15 protein-coding genes are annotated in these 16,881 nt (G+C 39.1%); 6 read left to right on the top strand and 9 right to left on the bottom strand.

Translation table 11 applies throughout. From position 1 onward, the window contains the following. Positions 1 to 91 precede the first annotated feature (91 nt). The 8 genes from ABDW32_RS03490 to ABDW32_RS03455 form a co-directional block, all read right to left on the bottom strand. Positions 92 to 676: a hypothetical protein gene (locus ABDW32_RS03490; protein ID WP_343559371.1), complete on the bottom strand. Its 585-nt coding sequence runs from the start codon at positions 674 to 676 to the stop codon at positions 92 to 94. 642 nt (positions 677 to 1,318) lie between these two features. Then, a complete protein-coding gene (locus ABDW32_RS03485) occupies positions 1,319 to 2,590 on the bottom strand; it encodes a glucose-1-phosphate adenylyltransferase (RefSeq protein WP_343559368.1) in 1,272 nt (423 codons plus the stop codon). Positions 2,591 to 2,877: 287 nt separating this feature from the next. Beyond that, entirely contained in the window at positions 2,878 to 4,062 is a 1,185-nt protein-coding gene (locus tag ABDW32_RS03480) for a metallophosphoesterase (protein WP_343559365.1), read from the bottom strand. 154 nt (positions 4,063 to 4,216) lie between these two features. Next, on the bottom strand, positions 4,217 to 4,879 hold the full coding sequence (locus tag ABDW32_RS03475) for a TetR/AcrR family transcriptional regulator (protein WP_077433207.1): 663 nt from the start codon (positions 4,877 to 4,879) through the stop codon (positions 4,217 to 4,219). Positions 4,880 to 4,963: 84 nt separating this feature from the next. After that, on the bottom strand, positions 4,964 to 6,238 hold the full coding sequence (locus ABDW32_RS03470; RefSeq protein WP_343559364.1) for an aminotransferase class I/II-fold pyridoxal phosphate-dependent enzyme: 1,275 nt from the start codon (positions 6,236 to 6,238) through the stop codon (positions 4,964 to 4,966). Between the two features lie 1,014 nt (positions 6,239 to 7,252). Beyond that, the gene (locus tag ABDW32_RS03465) at positions 7,253 to 7,903 is read right to left on the bottom strand and encodes a VTT domain-containing protein (RefSeq protein ID WP_343559363.1); all 651 of its coding nucleotides are present in this window, start codon (positions 7,901 to 7,903) and stop codon (positions 7,253 to 7,255) included. Positions 7,904 to 8,204: 301 nt separating this feature from the next. Continuing rightward, positions 8,205 to 9,359, bottom strand: a complete 1,155-nt coding sequence (locus tag ABDW32_RS03460) for an AhpC/TSA family protein (protein ID WP_343559360.1) — start codon at positions 9,357 to 9,359, stop codon at positions 8,205 to 8,207. 71 nt (positions 9,360 to 9,430) lie between these two features. After that, the gene (locus tag ABDW32_RS03455; RefSeq protein WP_343559358.1) at positions 9,431 to 10,093 is read right to left on the bottom strand and encodes a hypothetical protein; all 663 of its coding nucleotides are present in this window, start codon (positions 10,091 to 10,093) and stop codon (positions 9,431 to 9,433) included. A 184-nt stretch (positions 10,094 to 10,277) separates the two neighbouring features. On the opposite strand from ABDW32_RS03455, the gene ABDW32_RS03450 reads away from it, so the two are divergent. The 4 genes from ABDW32_RS03450 to ABDW32_RS03435 all read left to right on the top strand — a co-directional run bounded on the left by ABDW32_RS03450 (position 10,278) and on the right by ABDW32_RS03435 (position 14,078). After that, positions 10,278 to 10,730, top strand: a complete 453-nt coding sequence (locus ABDW32_RS03450) for a DinB family protein (protein WP_343559356.1) — start codon at positions 10,278 to 10,280, stop codon at positions 10,728 to 10,730. 48 nt (positions 10,731 to 10,778) lie between these two features. Further along, a complete protein-coding gene (locus ABDW32_RS03445) occupies positions 10,779 to 11,246 on the top strand; it encodes an OsmC family protein (RefSeq protein WP_343559354.1) in 468 nt (155 codons plus the stop codon). Between the two features lie 166 nt (positions 11,247 to 11,412). Continuing rightward, complete coding sequence (locus ABDW32_RS03440) at positions 11,413 to 12,648, top strand: TCR/Tet family MFS transporter (RefSeq protein WP_077433191.1); 1,236 nt, start codon at positions 11,413 to 11,415, stop codon at positions 12,646 to 12,648. 134 nt (positions 12,649 to 12,782) lie between these two features. Further along, the gene (locus tag ABDW32_RS03435; protein ID WP_343559349.1) at positions 12,783 to 14,078 is read left to right on the top strand and encodes a DUF389 domain-containing protein; all 1,296 of its coding nucleotides are present in this window, start codon (positions 12,783 to 12,785) and stop codon (positions 14,076 to 14,078) included. 294 nt (positions 14,079 to 14,372) lie between these two features. Here ABDW32_RS03435 and ABDW32_RS03430 read toward each other — a convergent pair whose 3' ends face one another. Further along, positions 14,373 to 15,293, bottom strand: coding sequence for an SRPBCC domain-containing protein (locus ABDW32_RS03430; protein ID WP_343559346.1), 921 nt, complete (start codon positions 15,291 to 15,293; stop codon positions 14,373 to 14,375). Positions 15,294 to 15,490: 197 nt separating this feature from the next. Between ABDW32_RS03430 and ABDW32_RS03425 the strand changes: the two genes are divergently transcribed. Both ABDW32_RS03425 and ABDW32_RS03420 read left to right on the top strand, forming a co-directional pair. Continuing rightward, complete coding sequence (locus ABDW32_RS03425) at positions 15,491 to 16,480, top strand: helix-turn-helix domain-containing protein (RefSeq protein WP_343559343.1); 990 nt, start codon at positions 15,491 to 15,493, stop codon at positions 16,478 to 16,480. A gap of 109 nt (positions 16,481 to 16,589) precedes the next feature. Then, positions 16,590 to 16,877 carry a hypothetical protein gene (locus tag ABDW32_RS03420; RefSeq protein ID WP_343559340.1) on the top strand — a complete coding sequence of 96 codons (288 nt, stop codon included), beginning with the start codon at positions 16,590 to 16,592 and terminating at the stop codon, positions 16,875 to 16,877. Positions 16,878 to 16,881: the final 4 nt, after the last annotated feature.

Genomic DNA, 16,881 nt, shown 5'->3' with positions numbered 1-16,881 from the left:
CCCGCGTATGATTGATTCACGAAATTGCCCCTTAAAAGCTTTAGCCTATTCTTTAGAGGCAGAATAAGCTAAAGCGTGGCTTATTTTAAGTTTATAAACTAAAACTGTTCAAAAAGTTTTCCAATTCTTCTATCGGAACCTGGTTTGCCGAAGCAACAACAGCATAGCGATTGCCCTCTAAGTATTGTATACTCGTCATGCCATCGCTTTCGAACATACTCCAGTCAAATGAGACGAGCCAGCCCTTATAATTTTTCACTGCAGACTTGTCTTCCGGTGTATAAATTTCTTTCAGTTCTAAATAATTCAATAAATTAGCTTTCACCTGCTCCGATCCGGGGCCAGCGCCATCCGTTATCATGAGATAAACATTCCCTCCATCCTTTGCATAGTTTGCCGAGGCAAAGGAGCCAGTTTCCGGGTCTTCAAATGCCTTAACTTCCGTCAGTTTAAATCCATTGATCTCTTTTTTAAACTTTGCTTCAAAATCAGTGGTACGGATAGGTTTAAGTTTCTTTAATTCTTTCACCAGATTCTCCACTTTTGTGGAATCCGAATTAATCTGCACGTTTTCAAAAGAATGAACACTTTGTTGATGGCCAGAAACAGTATTATAACGCATCATTAGCGCTAATCCGACACCTAACGTTGCCATCCCTAAATAAAAAGATTTCATATTGATATAAATATTTTAAATGTCAGGCTACACAAAAAACGCACCAATTCCCACCTTGAACAGCATCTTTGGCAATTATTTGCTCCGCATTTTTTACAATCCAATTAGTATAAACAACTTATAAATATTAAAATATGGCCTAGGAAAATACTTTTTTCCATTCACGCCATCGGATGGTCGAACTTCAGTAACTCTTGGCAGAGACCATTTCGATAAGCACATTCGACGGTTTTGCAGCAGAAATTTGACAAACATTTATTATTAGGAAATAAAAAGTACATAAAATAGCCTTTCTTTAGCATTTAAACTAAATCAAGTCGCTTTTAAGTTTTTTTTACAAAATCAATTAAACCAATAAGTTGTAGATATCAAACTACAGTTTCAATAATCACTAGGAGGGCAATTTACAATGGGCATGACTTTTGCAAATTAAATTAATAAGTAATAAATAAAAAAGATCATGAGAAGAACACCCTATACAACAACTGTCATCGTTTTATTGGTCATATGTGTTGTCGTATTAATGACAACCTGTACTAGCCTCGTTTAATTGCCCTTGCGAATTCCGGCCCAATACAATAGACCAATAAAAGACCAGGTGCTTACTGCACCTAGTCCTCTACTATTGATGTCGAAACATCGCTAACAGCCTATGCTTACACTATTTGAAATAATAGCATTTTTCTTGACAACAACAATACCATCGCAGATGGTATGCGTCTGAAAATCACCGTCTTTCAGATGTGAGCCTCCTTTTATTCTGACATCATTGCCAATCCTGCAATTTTTATCCAAAATAGCATTTTCGATATAACAGCGTTCTCCCACACCGACCGGTGGCGGTTTTTGTGTATTCCCTAATTCAATGACCTCTTCAAGTTGCTCGTAATAGTCCGAGCCCATCATATAAGTAGACTTCATGACTGTACCTTCACCGATACGCGAACGTATACCGATCACAGAACGTTCGAGTTTATCTGCATTAAGAATGCAGCCATCTGCGATGACCGTATTATTCAGTGTTGTTCCCGAAACCTTAGAGGGTGGTAACATACGCGCGCGTGTAAATACGGTCTCATCAAATAAATTGAAATCAGGAACATCTGCAGTCAGGCCAATATTGGCATCAAAAAATGATCTAATCGTTCCGATATCCGTCCAATAGCCATCGAATTGGTAGCTGAGTACTTTATACTTGTTAATCGCATCTGGCAGTATTTCCTTGCCAAAATCCATACCCGGATTGGCAAGCAATAAATTGAGCAGGACACCTTTCGAAAAAACATAAATACCCATTGACGCCAGATAATTCCGACCACATTTCGCCATCTCACCCGAGACCTCTGAAGACCAATTTAACAGCTCCTCTTTATTGGGTTTTTCGGTAAAGGCTGTAATTACATTTGCTTCGTTCGCTTTAAGGATACCAAAGCCCGTTGCATCATGGACATTAACAGGAATGGTTGCAACGGTGATGTGCCCCCCATTCTGCACATGGAAGTCCACCAAAGCCGAATAATCCATTTGATAGAGCTGATCACCCGATAAGACCAGTACATAATCGTAGTCAACATTCAAGAGGTGCTTATGTGTACGTCGCACAGCGTCAGCTGTCCCCTGAAACCAACGGTCCCCCTCATTTGTTTGTTCCGCAGCCAGAATATCCACAAAACCCTTACTGAAAATACTGAAATTATAAGCGTTTTTGATATGTGTGTTCAATGAAGCCGAATTGAACTGCGTTAAAACGAATATCTTATTATATCCGGAATTTAGACAATTCGAAATAGGAATATCGACCAGTCGATATTTTCCAGCAATAGGAACAGCCGGCTTCGAACGCTGTTGTGTCAATGGATAAAGTCGAGACCCTCTACCCCCTCCCAAAATAAGGGAAACTACTTTGTGTGCCATACCTCAAATTAAATAATTGGTTTATAAATCTAATTAACTATCGAACGCATCCCTCAAAGGATCTATAGGACAATCCGCCTGATCATATTTAGCTATTTTATGCCCGGCACAGGATATTCTTCTCTTGTCTTTTGTTTAATTTGACGCAATTGGTTATTATTAGCCTTAGCTTATCGCCCCTTTTGGACCACGCTAGGCTACCTAAATATAATAAAATAAATCTCCGAAACAAAAAAATATTGGCCAACCTAACCCTCGGACAACATCGTCACCGCAGTACCCGAAAACTATAAACCCGATTTTTTCAGCGTGATAACAGTAATTTCTGGCCATACACCGATCCTACCTTTGAATCCATGATAACCAAAACCCCGGTTAACATACAAATATTTACCTTGTTTTTGATATAAGCCCGCCCACTGTTCGTAGAAATATTGTATCGGGCTCCATTTAAATCCAAATAACTCTATCCCAAATTGCATCCCATGGGTATGCCCCGCCAATGTCAGGTGCACGTGTTTGTCGTGATCTAAGGTCACATGATCCCAATGTGACGGATCATGTGACATCAATATATTAAAGGAGTCCGTCGACAGCCCAGATGTCGCTTTGCTTAGATCCCCATATTGATGGAAACCACCCTTTCCCCAATTTTCCACACCGATCAATGCAATGCTTGAACCCTTTTTCTGAATAGTAATAGATTCGTTCAATAACAGCTTAAATCCCATCTCCTGATGAATTTGTTTCAACCTGACAAGATTAGACGCCTTTAACGCAGCACTATCCCAGGCGGTATAATCTCCGTAATCATGATTTCCGAGTACAGAAAATTTGCCAAAAGGAGCTTTTAATGAAGTAAAATCCGAGATCCAGGATTCCATCTCAGCCGCTTTGTTATTCACAAGATCTCCCGTAAACAGAAGCAGATCACTCTGTTGCGCATTCGCCAATGCAATCCCTTTTCGGACAGCCTTTATGTTGGATAAACTCCCGGAATGTATATCCGAGATCTGTGTGATCTTAAATCCATCAAACGCATCGGGCAGGTCCGAAAAACTCAAAACTTCCTCTCTTACCCGATATAAATACCGCCCTCTGGTAAGGCCAAAAGCAATAATTAAAACCATTATTAGCGCCAATGCGAGTACAAATTCGCTCAAATACGTATTTCGTGGTGGAAAATTCTGCAATACCCGGAACAAATCTTCAGTCAATAAGATTGGAAACGCCGGTAATTTGGGAATAAATACAATTAAAAAAGATGTAACCAGATTTCCAGCCAATTGTTGAATATCTTTCCCTTGTTGCCGAAGAATAATCAGGGCAAATAACCCGATAAGCAACAATAAATCCAAATACCAATAAACCTTATGTAAAAATGCGGTATGAATAACAGTTGTAAATGCCTGAAAGAAATAAACATCAGCAACTACAAACAGCATGAATATAAGCAATAACCTCTTTGCCATGTTTTAAATTATTTAAATCTAAACCGGCGAATGATATGCCAAAAAAATGGACATGACCAACAAGATCGCTTCCTAAAGAGAATAGTGATAACACCGTGACAATAGAAGTGCTTATCAATCGAGTCCCTTTTCTATTAGGGACAGATTGGCAGTGCTATACTTTGTCTCCACTTTCAATCCGATCTTTTTCATTTTCTCCATAGGCCCAAGAGAGAATTGTTTTAACCGCATTGCGAATTCTGTCCAAACCATCTGCGTTCAGTTCAATCTCACAGAAGGTGCTGTCTGTATTGATGGAATGAAGTACCAAATAATAGATCCCCGCGGTAAGAATACTACTGATAGCCCGCAAATCGACATTTTTACCCTCCATTTCCCGATCGGCGAAGGCGAAAAACAAAGCGCTCATCTTTTCTCGTTCCCTTGTGATCTGCGACATAATTTCAGACTTTTCACTGATCTGCCAAAGAACGGCTTTCTGCATTTCAGTGTTCTCCAGAAAGCTATCCATCTGATTGAGCAGCAATGATTCGAGAAAACCTTTTGACCCCTCGGTTGGGGCAGTACCAAAATATTCAACGGCACCTAGCGTAGCAGCTACCCAGTAGTCTTTACTCCTGATGTACGTTTCCACTAAATTTTCAACGGAACCGAAATAAAGCGAAATGAGCTTCCTATCAACACCTGCTGTTTTAGAAATATTAGCAATTGTTAATCCGGTATACCCCTTATCCCGAAGAACCTTACCAACAGACAAAATAAGTTTGTTCATGGTACGTTCTTTATCATTCTTTTCTCCTTTATAAGTTTTACGCATGCGTTATTGATATGGTATTGATCTGAACCCTAAAATTAAGTATTCAGATCAATATAATAAATATTTAAATAGTATAAGATTTATTTATCTTGACTTTTTTAAACTTACGAGCTTACTGATATCCGCCAAAGTATTTAATACTTTATCCAAATGTTCTTTGGTATGAGTGGCCATCAGGCTTGTACGGATACGGGCATCCTTTTTTGCCACACCGGGATAGACAATGCAATTGGCATAAACACCACGTTGTAATAACATACGCGATATCTGTGCGGTACGGATTGGATCACCAATCTTGATTGGAATGATTGGCGAAGATGATGCCCCAATATCGACACCCAAAGCAAGCAATCCATTCTTAAAATAGTTTATATTATCCCTAAGCCTTGTCCGCCAGTAAGGTTCTTCATCAATTAAATCAATGGCCTTCAATAGACCAAAACTTGCCGGTGTTGACGTAGAAGAAAATACTTGTTGCCTGGACTGATACCGAAGGTAATTGATGATTTCTGGCGTGGAAACTATAAAACCGCCGATATGACCGAATGCCTTACTCAAGGTACCGGCAATGATATCGACTTTGTCCAGAAGATTATAGACTTCCATGACCCCTCTACCGGTATCGCCCATCACCCCTATGCCATGCGCATCATCCACCATTAAATAGGCACCATACTTCCTTGTTAATTCATAAATTTCATCCATTGTCGCTAAATCACCATTTTGGGAATAGACACCATCAATGATCAACAGTTTGGTTCTGAACTTATTCTCCGCGTCAGCCAATGCACGTTCAAGATGAATCATACTATTATGGGGAAAGCGTTTGACATTTGTATTCAATAAACCCTCATAGACGCTAGCATGTACTTCCATATCAACAATAGCACAGTCTTCCTGTTTCAATAAGCTCAGTAACGTAGCGCTATTTGCAGTATATCCAGTTGTAAAAACGATACTCGATCCTTCCGGACGATTGAAAAATTTACAAATCTTATCTTCCAGTGCGACATGATATTCATGGTGTCCTCCTATCAACGGTGATGCACCGGCTCCAGTACCATATTTTTCTATTCCAGCTATGGCTGCGGCTTTTACTTTGGGATGTTGGGAAAAATTAAGATAATCGTTTGACACAAGACTAATGCATTCCGTTGGTTTCTCTAAAAATGCTGAGCTAACTATAGCAGTCGGACCGCAGCCCTGTGTTACAAACCTAAAGTTAAGATGTTGATTTTCTTTCATATAATTGATATAGGAACTGAAATACTTTGCAGTATCCACCATATCAAGGCCAGCAATATTCTCAAATTCTTTGAAACTTGCTGTCGCAAAATCAATGTGATCATTAATTTTCATAGATAGTTTTTTAGGTATTCATAATAATACCATAAATATAAAGTAAAAATCAGATCGTTATCTCTTCGGCAAGCCATTTAGAAGAAATTATTCAGCATGTCATTGGAATAGCACAAAACAAGCCAGTCTGGAAAAATCCAATTTTAACAAAAAACATCTGGGATGACGAAACATCTGGCGAAGAAAAGAAAATAGGAAGGCCAATAAACCGCGATTATAAACAACAGTGGCAGCCCCTACAGCTACCACTGTTAAATTATACACCTACCTACAGTATACATATCAAATTTACATTTTATAGGGAAATACCCCCTATTTAAAAGCTTATTCAGATTGCGCATTAAAACTGAATAAGTAAAAACGTCGTATTGATGTACAAATATAAAAAAATAAAATTTCCCTTTTATGTCAAAATTAAAAAAAAATAATAAAAATACTTTTGAGCGCCTCTGGCCACAGTTTTATACAAAACCAAATTACGTGTTTGAACTTTATAACTATAGTTATGATATTTTTTCATTCCTATAAGAAAATACCAGTACTATCCTCTATTTGAATAATAAATTTTCTCAAAAGAAGGAATATTATAAATTATTGTTATAAATTTGAATAGTAAAAAGGGATAAAATAACCTATTGTTACTTTATGCAATATGTCAGGCGAATTAGCAGATGAATCAACCATAAACTCCGCATAGCGTAATAAAAGAAAAATGGCCACTAATCTGTTGATTTGTAGCCATTTATGATAGGTATACTGTAGGGTGCTGCGCAATAATGCTGTAAATCTACGGAAAAATACTGTAAAACATTTCTTTTTCGTAAAAAAAAATGTTTAAAACACAGATGAAATTAGTAATAATGTAGATAATAATTTCCTTGAAACCTGTTCAAAAATCCGTAGGATATCTATTTCACCCTATCTTATTTATTGAATTACCATGACAATACTCCGCCGTTGTCACGCTTCATTGAACATCTTCTTCCTTTGGATTAAGAAGATGCGGGCCAATTCTTATTGTGCAATCTTTGCTTTATCTTTCGAAGTAAATGCTTTTACAATGACCGGCGCAGTTGCAATTAATACAATAACGATAATAACAAGCTCCAGATTTTCCTTCACCCATACATTCTCGCCCAACAAGTAACCCAGGGTAACCAGGCTTCCTGACCAGACAATTGCGCCAATCACATTGTACAACACAAATTTTCTGAATTCCATTCCAACAATACCGGCGACAATGGGCGCAAAAGTACGAACAATAGGAAGAAACCTTGCAAGAACAATGGCACCGCCCCCCCTTTTTTCGTAAAATTCCTGTGCTTTAAAGATGTAGCTCTTTTTGAAAAACCAGCTATCCTCCATGCTCATAATTCTCTTTCCAAAAACCTTCCCACACCAATATCCTACAAAATTACCCAAAATTGCAGCTAAGGACACAAGCACAATCCAATACAATAAAGTCGGTATCTGCTCCGAAGGTGGAATGCTCATATTGGAAACTATCATGCCAGCAATGAAAAGAATAGGGTCTCCGGGAAGAAAAAATCCAATAAGTATACCCGTTTCAGCAAAAATAATAAATAATAAAAGGTATAAACCGCCATGAGAAACAATCCAATCCGGATTTGTGAGGTTATTTAGAAATTCAAAAAAAACATCCATCAAATAAGTCGAATAATATCAAAAACAAAAATAATCAGTCTCTCTTCCAACGACCTGACGCCCTTATCCTACCAATTGTATTAAAATAAGATACAAATGAAAAGTAATTTTTTTAAGTATCAAGCGTTCAGTTAAACCCACCTAGAGCCCGAATATCGTATAGCCATGTGATCTTTAATTAAAGGCGCAAGATAGAAAATAGCTTCCAATTGTAGGCAATTTTTCGCACTTATTTTTGGAACAAAAATCCATTTTAGAAAAGGTCTGTTGAAGGGGATATTTGGATTAAAATATGGCGTTCTTACGGATTCGATCGGTCTATAAAGATCTTTTTTAGTAGATCATGCAAATCGTCCCCCCTTAGGTCACGGGCAATTATTCTTCCTTCTGGATCGAGCAGAAAACTGGCCGGAATAGCATTGATTCCATAAATTTTTGCAGCGAGACTATCCCAGCCTTTTAGATCAGAAACCTGAGGCCATAATAGGTTGTCTTTCTTTATGGCTTCGACCCAAGCATCTTTCCGTGCAGCATCGTCCAGGGAGATTCCCAATATCTCAAATCCTTTATCATGATATTTTTGATAAGCTTTTACCAGGTTGGGATTTTCTGCACGACAAGGGCCACACCAACTCGCCCAAAAATCTAACAATAAGTACTTTCCCAAATAGTCCGAAATTTTGATGGCCTTCCCCGCCGGGTTGTTGAGCGTTAGGTCTGGCGCCTGCTGCCCGACTTTGGTCTTGAACTGGGCTTGTAACTGCAACGGAATTACCTTTCCCAACGGACTTTCTTTTAGCCTATTCGAAAGACCATCATACGCTGACTTAGCCGATGCATAAAATTTCTCCTGACCGGCAACAAAACTTAAACCAATTACACTGATGTATGAATCAGGATGGCTTCTAGCAAAATCCAGATAGACACTGTAATTTTCATCCATAAGATTCTTTTCACGCATGACAAACTGGGCAAATATGACAGAATCTTTCTGTTGTTCTGGTGGAAGTTTGGCAAATTCTTTATTTAATGCGTCAAATTTATTGTCAACAGTTTTTTTCATCTCTTGGAGCTCCACATTTTCCGTATTGAGCTTGGAACCATTCCACACAATATTTTTTAGTGAATCCTTCGCGTTCATACCAATCTGAGCAGCCTCTAAATAAAAGCGGATGTAGTCCAGCTTTTCATTGGGCTGCAACTTGGTTCTATAGGGATTTTTATGGAGATAAAGTGTAGAATAAACCGGATACCCGAGCTGCCCCTTAAAGGTAAAACGCCCATCTTTGGCTGCTGTTGAATCGACAAACGAAACACCATCATTGTTATAAACCAGAAAAAGCTTACTGCCATCTTCCAATTGATCTACTTTACCTCTAATTATGTAATGACCCTGAGCAAAGGTCAAAATAGGAAGTAGCAAAAATAAGGATAAACACCGTAAAGAAGTTCTCATCAAGCTCAGCTTTAAGTCTATTAATCAGATAATTATTAAAAATAGTAAATTTATTTCAATCAATTGAATATTTAAATATCCTGAGATATCCGTGTATGGGGAAATAATTTTTTCATGACGGCAATCAATTGCTTAATTTCTTTCATATCAGCACCTATTGGAACGGCGATATGTGAATCTTCTAAGTTATATAAAGCGGGATCCTTTATCTTCAGAAGCATTTCACTTTTGCTCTTTCCAGGGTAGCGTTTAAAATTGATCTCCTGGATATCATTGACAAAGACAAATTGATAATCACTCATGTATATCCCGTTGGGAGCCAACTTGATGATTGTTTTCGTGCTAAATGGAGTCAGCAAAAAATGCCCGCCAAGCAATAAGATGAAAACTCCAAAGATTGATTTCTCGTACAACATACCAATTCCCGAAAAGCAAATAATTGATCCAAAAATCATCATCGCTAATATACTTTGACTTACTGTATATGTCTCTTTGTAATTTATCGTCCCTTTACTCAATGAGCGCTGATGAACTGCTTTATATTTTTGTATAAACTCCCTTTTTTTTGCATCTTTTTTCCATTCCAGGAAATAATATAAATTGATCAGGGTCAAACCAATAACACAAAAGCTGAGCCCTGTCGATTTCATTTCGAATCGATAATACAACAATAGACTGGATACAACATACATGACATTGTATCCTATGACCCTATAAACTCTTTTATTATTCATCCAGCATCCATTAATTATCTACAAAGATAATCATTCCACCTATCATTCATTCCTTAATCAACTGACATCACATGTTCATTTATGAACAGACCGCACTTACCCGATCAGCAATAAAATTGACGTTTCAATCCACATTTACATAGGTAATTTACGTATATTTATTACCGCAATTAAGTAATCAGAGATGTCAAGCCCGTTAGTACAATTATGGTTATATAACGATTGGGCGAATAACCTGCTCATCGAAAAAATGAAACAGGAAGTTGAAAAAACTCCCCCGGTTTGTCTACGGCTATTCAGTCATATAGTGAATGCGCAACTGATATGGTTATACCGGTTGGATGGAGAAAAACCACCCGTAGGAGTTTGGGATGAGCACAGTTTGTCAACATGTGAACACTATCATGGACTCGCCTCTTCGGGATTTAAAGCAAAAGTCCTCGCTCAGGAGGCTGAGATAGCAAAAACTATATCCTATACCAATACAAAGCATGAGCAGTTCCAAAATTCGTTTGGAGATATCCTTTTACATGTGTTTAATCATGGCACCTATCATAGAGCACAAATAGCTTCCGAAATGAGAAGAAATGGACTTGAACCTATCAACACGGATTATATTTCTTTTGTTCGAACATAAAGTTGGTATTAAAAAGTAGAAATTAATAAAAAATGCTAAATTCATTGCATGAGTTTCAAACATTACTTTAAGGCTGGTTTAACCTGGTTTCGCCAGGAACAGTCGGCATCGTTATCCAAAATATACCACAAGAGTCATCGGATTTCCATCCAGGGCAAGCCGGATTTGCAGGTTTCGGCAGCAAAAGCCTTCAAAGGTGATCCAACATTACACAACCCCGAAGATCTTTTCCTAAGTAGCCTTGTTTCCTGTCATATGATGTCTTATCTCTATGTATGTTCCAAAAATAACATCGACGTGATTTCTTATACGGACAATGCAGAGGCAGTTTTAGAAACTCGTTCTGATGCCAGTGGTAGATTTGTGCAGGTTGATCTGTTTCCAGAAGTCATTATTTCGGATCCTGATAAAATAGCGTTGGCGACATCACTACATCTAGAAGCAAATCAACTTTGCTTTATCGCCAATTCCTGTAACTTCCCCATACGACATCATGCTGTTTGTCGCGCTATTTAGGCGCTGAAAACAGGGTCAATACAAATTTATTTTATCCGGCAGATTCGAGACTCACAACATGAACAGTGGCATGATCGGGCAATTTTCTCAATTAGCCCGATAGTTTACCACAAATTAACCTTTTAAAATATAGATATATTTTTCAGGAATTTTCTATTTTTAGGCCATGATTGACAACTCCAAGAAAAAGGCCGCCATAGGCTTTATATTTATCACTTTACTTATTGATATCACAGGATGGGGTATTATCATTCCAGTGGTCCCCAAGTTGATTGAAGAACTGATCCACAGCGACATCAGTGAAGCTGCAAAATATGGTGGCTGGCTGGGTTTTGCTTATGCTTTCACACAGTTTATATTCTCACCTGTAGTGGGTAATCTGAGTGACAAATATGGACGAAGACCGATTATTTTGATATCGTTGTTCGGTTTTGCAGTAGACTACATTTTTCTGGCCCTCGCCCCTTCTATAGGTTGGCTATTCTTGGGACGGGTTATTGCAGGATTGACCGGAGCAAGTTTCACGACTGCCAGCGCTTATATTGCGGATATTTCTACCGATGAGGATCGGGCCAAAAACTTCGGATTAATTGGCGCTGCCTTCGGCTTGGGCTTTATTATTGGCCCCGTAATCGGCGGATTGCTTGGCCATTATGGCGCGCGGGTTCCTTTTTACGCAGCGGCAGGCTTATGTCTGTTAAATTTTCTGTATGGGTATTTTATTCTGCCCGAAAGTCTGGATAAGGATAAGCGACGGGCTTTTGACTGGAAACGTGCTAACCCCATCGGATCCTTTCGCTTTCTGGGAAAACACCCCGAGATTTCTGGTTTGATCGTAGCATTGATCCTAATCTATATTGCAGGCCATGCCGTACAGAGCAACTGGAATTTCTTTACCATATACAAATTTGATTGGACCGAAAGAATGGTTGGTATCTCACTTGGCGTCATCGGTCTTTTGATTGGTCTGGTACAAGGAGTCTTGATCCGTTGGACCACACCAAAACTCGGTGAGCAAAAAAGCATTTATTATGGGTTGATATTTTATGCGATAGGGTTATTATTGTTTGCATTTGCCAATCAGGGCTGGATGATGTTTGTCTTTCTTATCCCTTATTGCCTGGGTGGAATATGTGGTCCTGCACTGCAATCTGTCATTACCAAAAATGTCCCATCAAATGAACAGGGCGAACTTCAGGGAGCATTAACCAGTTTAATGAGTGCCACATCGATTATTGGCCCTCCGATGATGACCAATCTGTTTTACTTTTTTACACATGACAATGCCCCATTCAAATTCTCGGGCGCGCCCTTTTTTCTCGCGTTTATTCTAATGACAATCAGCGTCATTATCGTATATTCAGCCTTTAAACGAAAGCGTAAAGAACAGCTTGAAAATTAAATTTCGAAGATTATACCATCCAACAAAGGCCAGCCCATTTATTGATGGGCTGGCCTTTGCTTTTATCAAATATCAATCTGATACATCTCACGAATTAAAACATATGTATATTCGCATAGAGAAAACAATTTGTTATGAATAAGATGCTCCGATTTTTTGATCTGCACCCGGGAGAGGAACGAAAAGAGGCCGTTCTTGATAATGTGATCAGCAACATTTCATTCCGTGGCGCCAATGCATGGATCTTGGCATGTGCCATTGTGATTGCTTCTGTTGGTCTCAATGTCAATTCAACAGCGGTAATTATTGGTGCGATGCTTATTTCCCCACTCATGGGCCCGATTGTGGGCGCCGGCTTTGCGCTGGGTACATTTGATTTTCAGCTCTTAAAGAAATCCATTAAGAATCTATTGATCGCAACCCTGATCAGTCTGGTTGTATCCTATTTCTATTTTCTTCTAAGCCCATTTAAAGAAGCGCAATCCGAATTGCTCGCCCGCACTTCACCCAATATCTATGATGTACTTATTGCACTTTTTGGGGGATTAGTCGGTGTTATCGCCATAACGCGGGTAGATAAAGGTAATCCAATACCCGGGGTGGCTATTGCGACAGCGCTGATGCCGCCGCTCTGTACCGCAGGCTATGGACTGGCGATCGGCAACCTAAGTTATTTTGCTGGGGCTTTATTCCTCTACATTATCAATTGTGTATTTATATGTATAGCGACATTTACGATCGTAAAGTACCTCAGATATCCCAAGAAACATTATGTTGATCCAAAAAGGGAAAAAAGAATAAGTCAGAGCGTCACCCTGATTATTCTGGCCTTGGTAATACCAAGCTTATACTTCGCCTATAATCTGCTACAAGAGAAGAAATACACGAATAAGGTTAAACAATTTGTTCAACAACAATTTAGTGATAAAGGTTACACGGTCGTCTATGAAAAATTGCTCACCAAGCCGAAACGTTTGGAGCTAGCCTTCTTAGCAAAGAAATTTAGTGACCAGGAAATTGCTGCATTAAAAAAATCCATGGAGTCATTTGGCATCACGCATACCGACCTGATCATCCGTCAGGATAGCCTCGATCTGAAAACCACAATCCTCAGTGAAATCGACAAACGAAGTGCTGCTGTGAATGATAAGGATTTAACCATCCGGGCACTCAACAATGAGCTTGCTAAATATCAGGTCGCAAGCCCACAATTAGCTAACGACTTAGCAGTACTTTTCCCCGAACTACAGTCCTATAGCATAGGACAACAACAGTACTATGCAAAAAAGGATAGTTTAGCAAATATGGTTGCCTTTATTTATTCATCGAAAGTTCCTTTAGCTGAAATACAACAAATAAAATTGCGTCTTTGGTTAAAAAACCGTTTTCCAAAAGACAGCCTCGAGATCATAGACCGGAACTTCAAATAATCCGTGAACTATTCAATTTCCAAGTATGAACAGTTGATCGAACAGGGATCGTCTATGGAGCAATCCGGTATTCACCGGTTCCGCTGTGCACTTCCAGTCGTATTTTGCACCGAGCTGCAGAGAGAAACGTCTCCTGCTCCATATGGTAGTCCCAATTATAAAGATATAATTGGGACTGTTTTGCACCTGCATCTCGCTTAAATATTTCGAGCACTTTCCTCAATAGGTCAATGCACATATAGGGAGCGAAATTTAACCAAGCCCCTTATCTGAATCCGTGAAAACGATTCTGCTTTATTTATTGAATTCAGGATAAGGAAAACCTTTTCCTGTTTCACACAAAAATTTCAGGCTCCTAAAGAAAAGCGCCCAATCATAGCTACAGGAGGCAAATTCCTCACTATATTTAGCCCAACCGTCATGATGGAACAAGAGCGTACAGCCTTTCTGATGTGGAATCAATTCAAATGTCAGTGTTGTTCCTATCCATTCCTCAAAGCCCTCCTTACATTGCCATGCGACAAGTGCATAAGGATATAATGCAAGGACTTCCATTTTTTTGAAATAATCAGGGCCAAAGCCAAACCGCAAGATGCTTCCTATTTCCGGTGCTGCAATGGTATCGGGCGTCCACCAGCCCGCCAGCCCTTCCTGAGTAGTGATTGCCCAGTATACTTTTTCAACTGGTGTTTTAATCAATAATCTATGATAAATACTTTTACCCTTTTGTTTTGCCAACAATTGCTCCCTAATTTCCGCTAAGGACAATATGTTCTCTTTGGGCGTAGCAAGCCCCTGTCCTGTTAGAATCAATTGCTGCAGACTTTCTTGGATATAATATGTCCATGCAGCCTGACAGACATCATAACATTCCATATCAGGCACCAGCCCCTGATGAGTAAATTTTAATTGCGTCTTACCGCCGAGATCAATGATATCAAAGATCACATAGCTCTCCACCCATTCCTGTTTATCGGTCGTAAATTTGAAATCGTTCTCCAACACCCGCAATACAACTTTGACATTGCTCTGCACTTCAACGAGCTTTACTTTACACTCGTGTATATCCTGGTAGTGATAAGAAAATACATCATGTAGTGCTGTGCCGCCTTCAATGTTTTCTGACCACCAGCCACGAACATTGATAATCGCGTCAAATACCTGTTGCGGCTTCGCTTCAACGATTATATCGGTTGTAAAATCTTTTTTTTCCATCCTCTATTTTTTTGTTAATATTTATTTTTCAACCACTTAAATATCCAGCCTCCACTAGAATAAGTCAAAGTTATAGACATTTAAGATTTAAAATAGGGTGCCAAATAGACATTCTGAGCGGTTGATTTGGACAACACATTTCCTTATATTTGAATAATACACCACACATCGGATCATTCAATTTTAAACCAAGAAAGATGAAACACTTAACAATTTTGGTACCTGAAGTTCAGACTGGCCCAAATACACTTTCATGCATTATTGGCACTTATCATATCTTTACCGAAGCCAATAGGTACTACCAACAACATCATGATAAAACGGTATTTGAAATTGAACTCGTCGGACTTTCCAGACAATCCGTTTTCCTGAATGGTTTACTCGCTGTAATGCCGCAGAAAGAAATTACTGCCGTCCAGCGGACAGATCTGATTGTAATTCCCGCCGTTGCCCCAGACTTCACTGTATTAAACACCGAAAACAGACCATTTATAGACTGGATATGTAAACAATATCGCAATGGAGCTCAGGTTGCCAGCATGTGTACCGGAGCCTATATCCTTGCCTCAACAGGTCTTTTAGAAAAGAAAAACTGTTCAATCCATTGGAGCGCCGAAACAAATTTCAAACAGTTATTTCCCAATGTCATCATGAAGACCGACCGAATTATAACAGATGAAGAAGGCATTTGTACCAATGGTGGTGGATATTCATTTCTGCACCTGCTCATTTATCTAGTTGAAAAGTATTATGATCGAAAGACGGCAATCTATTGTTCCAAGATATTCCAGATTGACCTTGACCGGCAACAACAATCTGATTTCGTTATCTTTAATGGTCAAAAAAGGCATGGCGATGAAATGATCATCAAAGCTCAGGAGTATATTGAGCATAATTTCGCCCAGAAGATTTCCATTCAACAACTTTCAGAACGATTTACCATTGGCCGACGGAACTTCGACCGGCGATTTATAAAAGCTACAGGTAATACACCAATTGAATATCTCCAAAGGGTCAAAATTGAATCTGCAAAAAAAGAACTGGAAATCTCCGGAAAAACAGTGAACGAAGTCATGTACGAAGTAGGCTATTCCGATTCAAAAGCCTTTAGGGAAATATTTCGCAAAGTTACCGGCCTCTCTCCTTTGGCCTATCGCAACAAATACAACAAATCCGCAATGAAATAATGATTCTTTGTCCTGCATTCGTAATGGGTCGGTAAAAATTATTTCCAATCTCATCAGGATAGAAAATAGAAAAATACAACAAATTTGATCCTTTCGGTGTTCTACGATTATGGAAAGACACTATCACAAAGGAAACAGCATTTACAGTGGTCACAGTGCCCACAAGGGGGACAATACAAGAAAGTACATCGTCAGTGAAATTATCCGCGATGGTGAGCTTGCTGGCGTGGGCATTTATTATGATGGAACTGAGGAACTTCGTGCCGCTGTCGTAAAGAATGAGCAAGGGCAAGCTGTTGAAATCCGTAATTTACATGATGAGCATTATCCCGAAGCCCAATCAGATGACGACTTGACAGTGCTCTGGCCGCTCTATGAGAAACTTTTAGCAGAATAAGCAT

It is taken from the genome of Sphingobacterium sp. (assembly GCF_039596235.1).
Lineage (GTDB): Bacteria > Bacteroidota > Bacteroidia > Sphingobacteriales > Sphingobacteriaceae > Sphingobacterium.
Note: the sequence above shows the minus strand (reverse complement) of the source record. Positions and strands in the feature narration are given on the sequence as shown.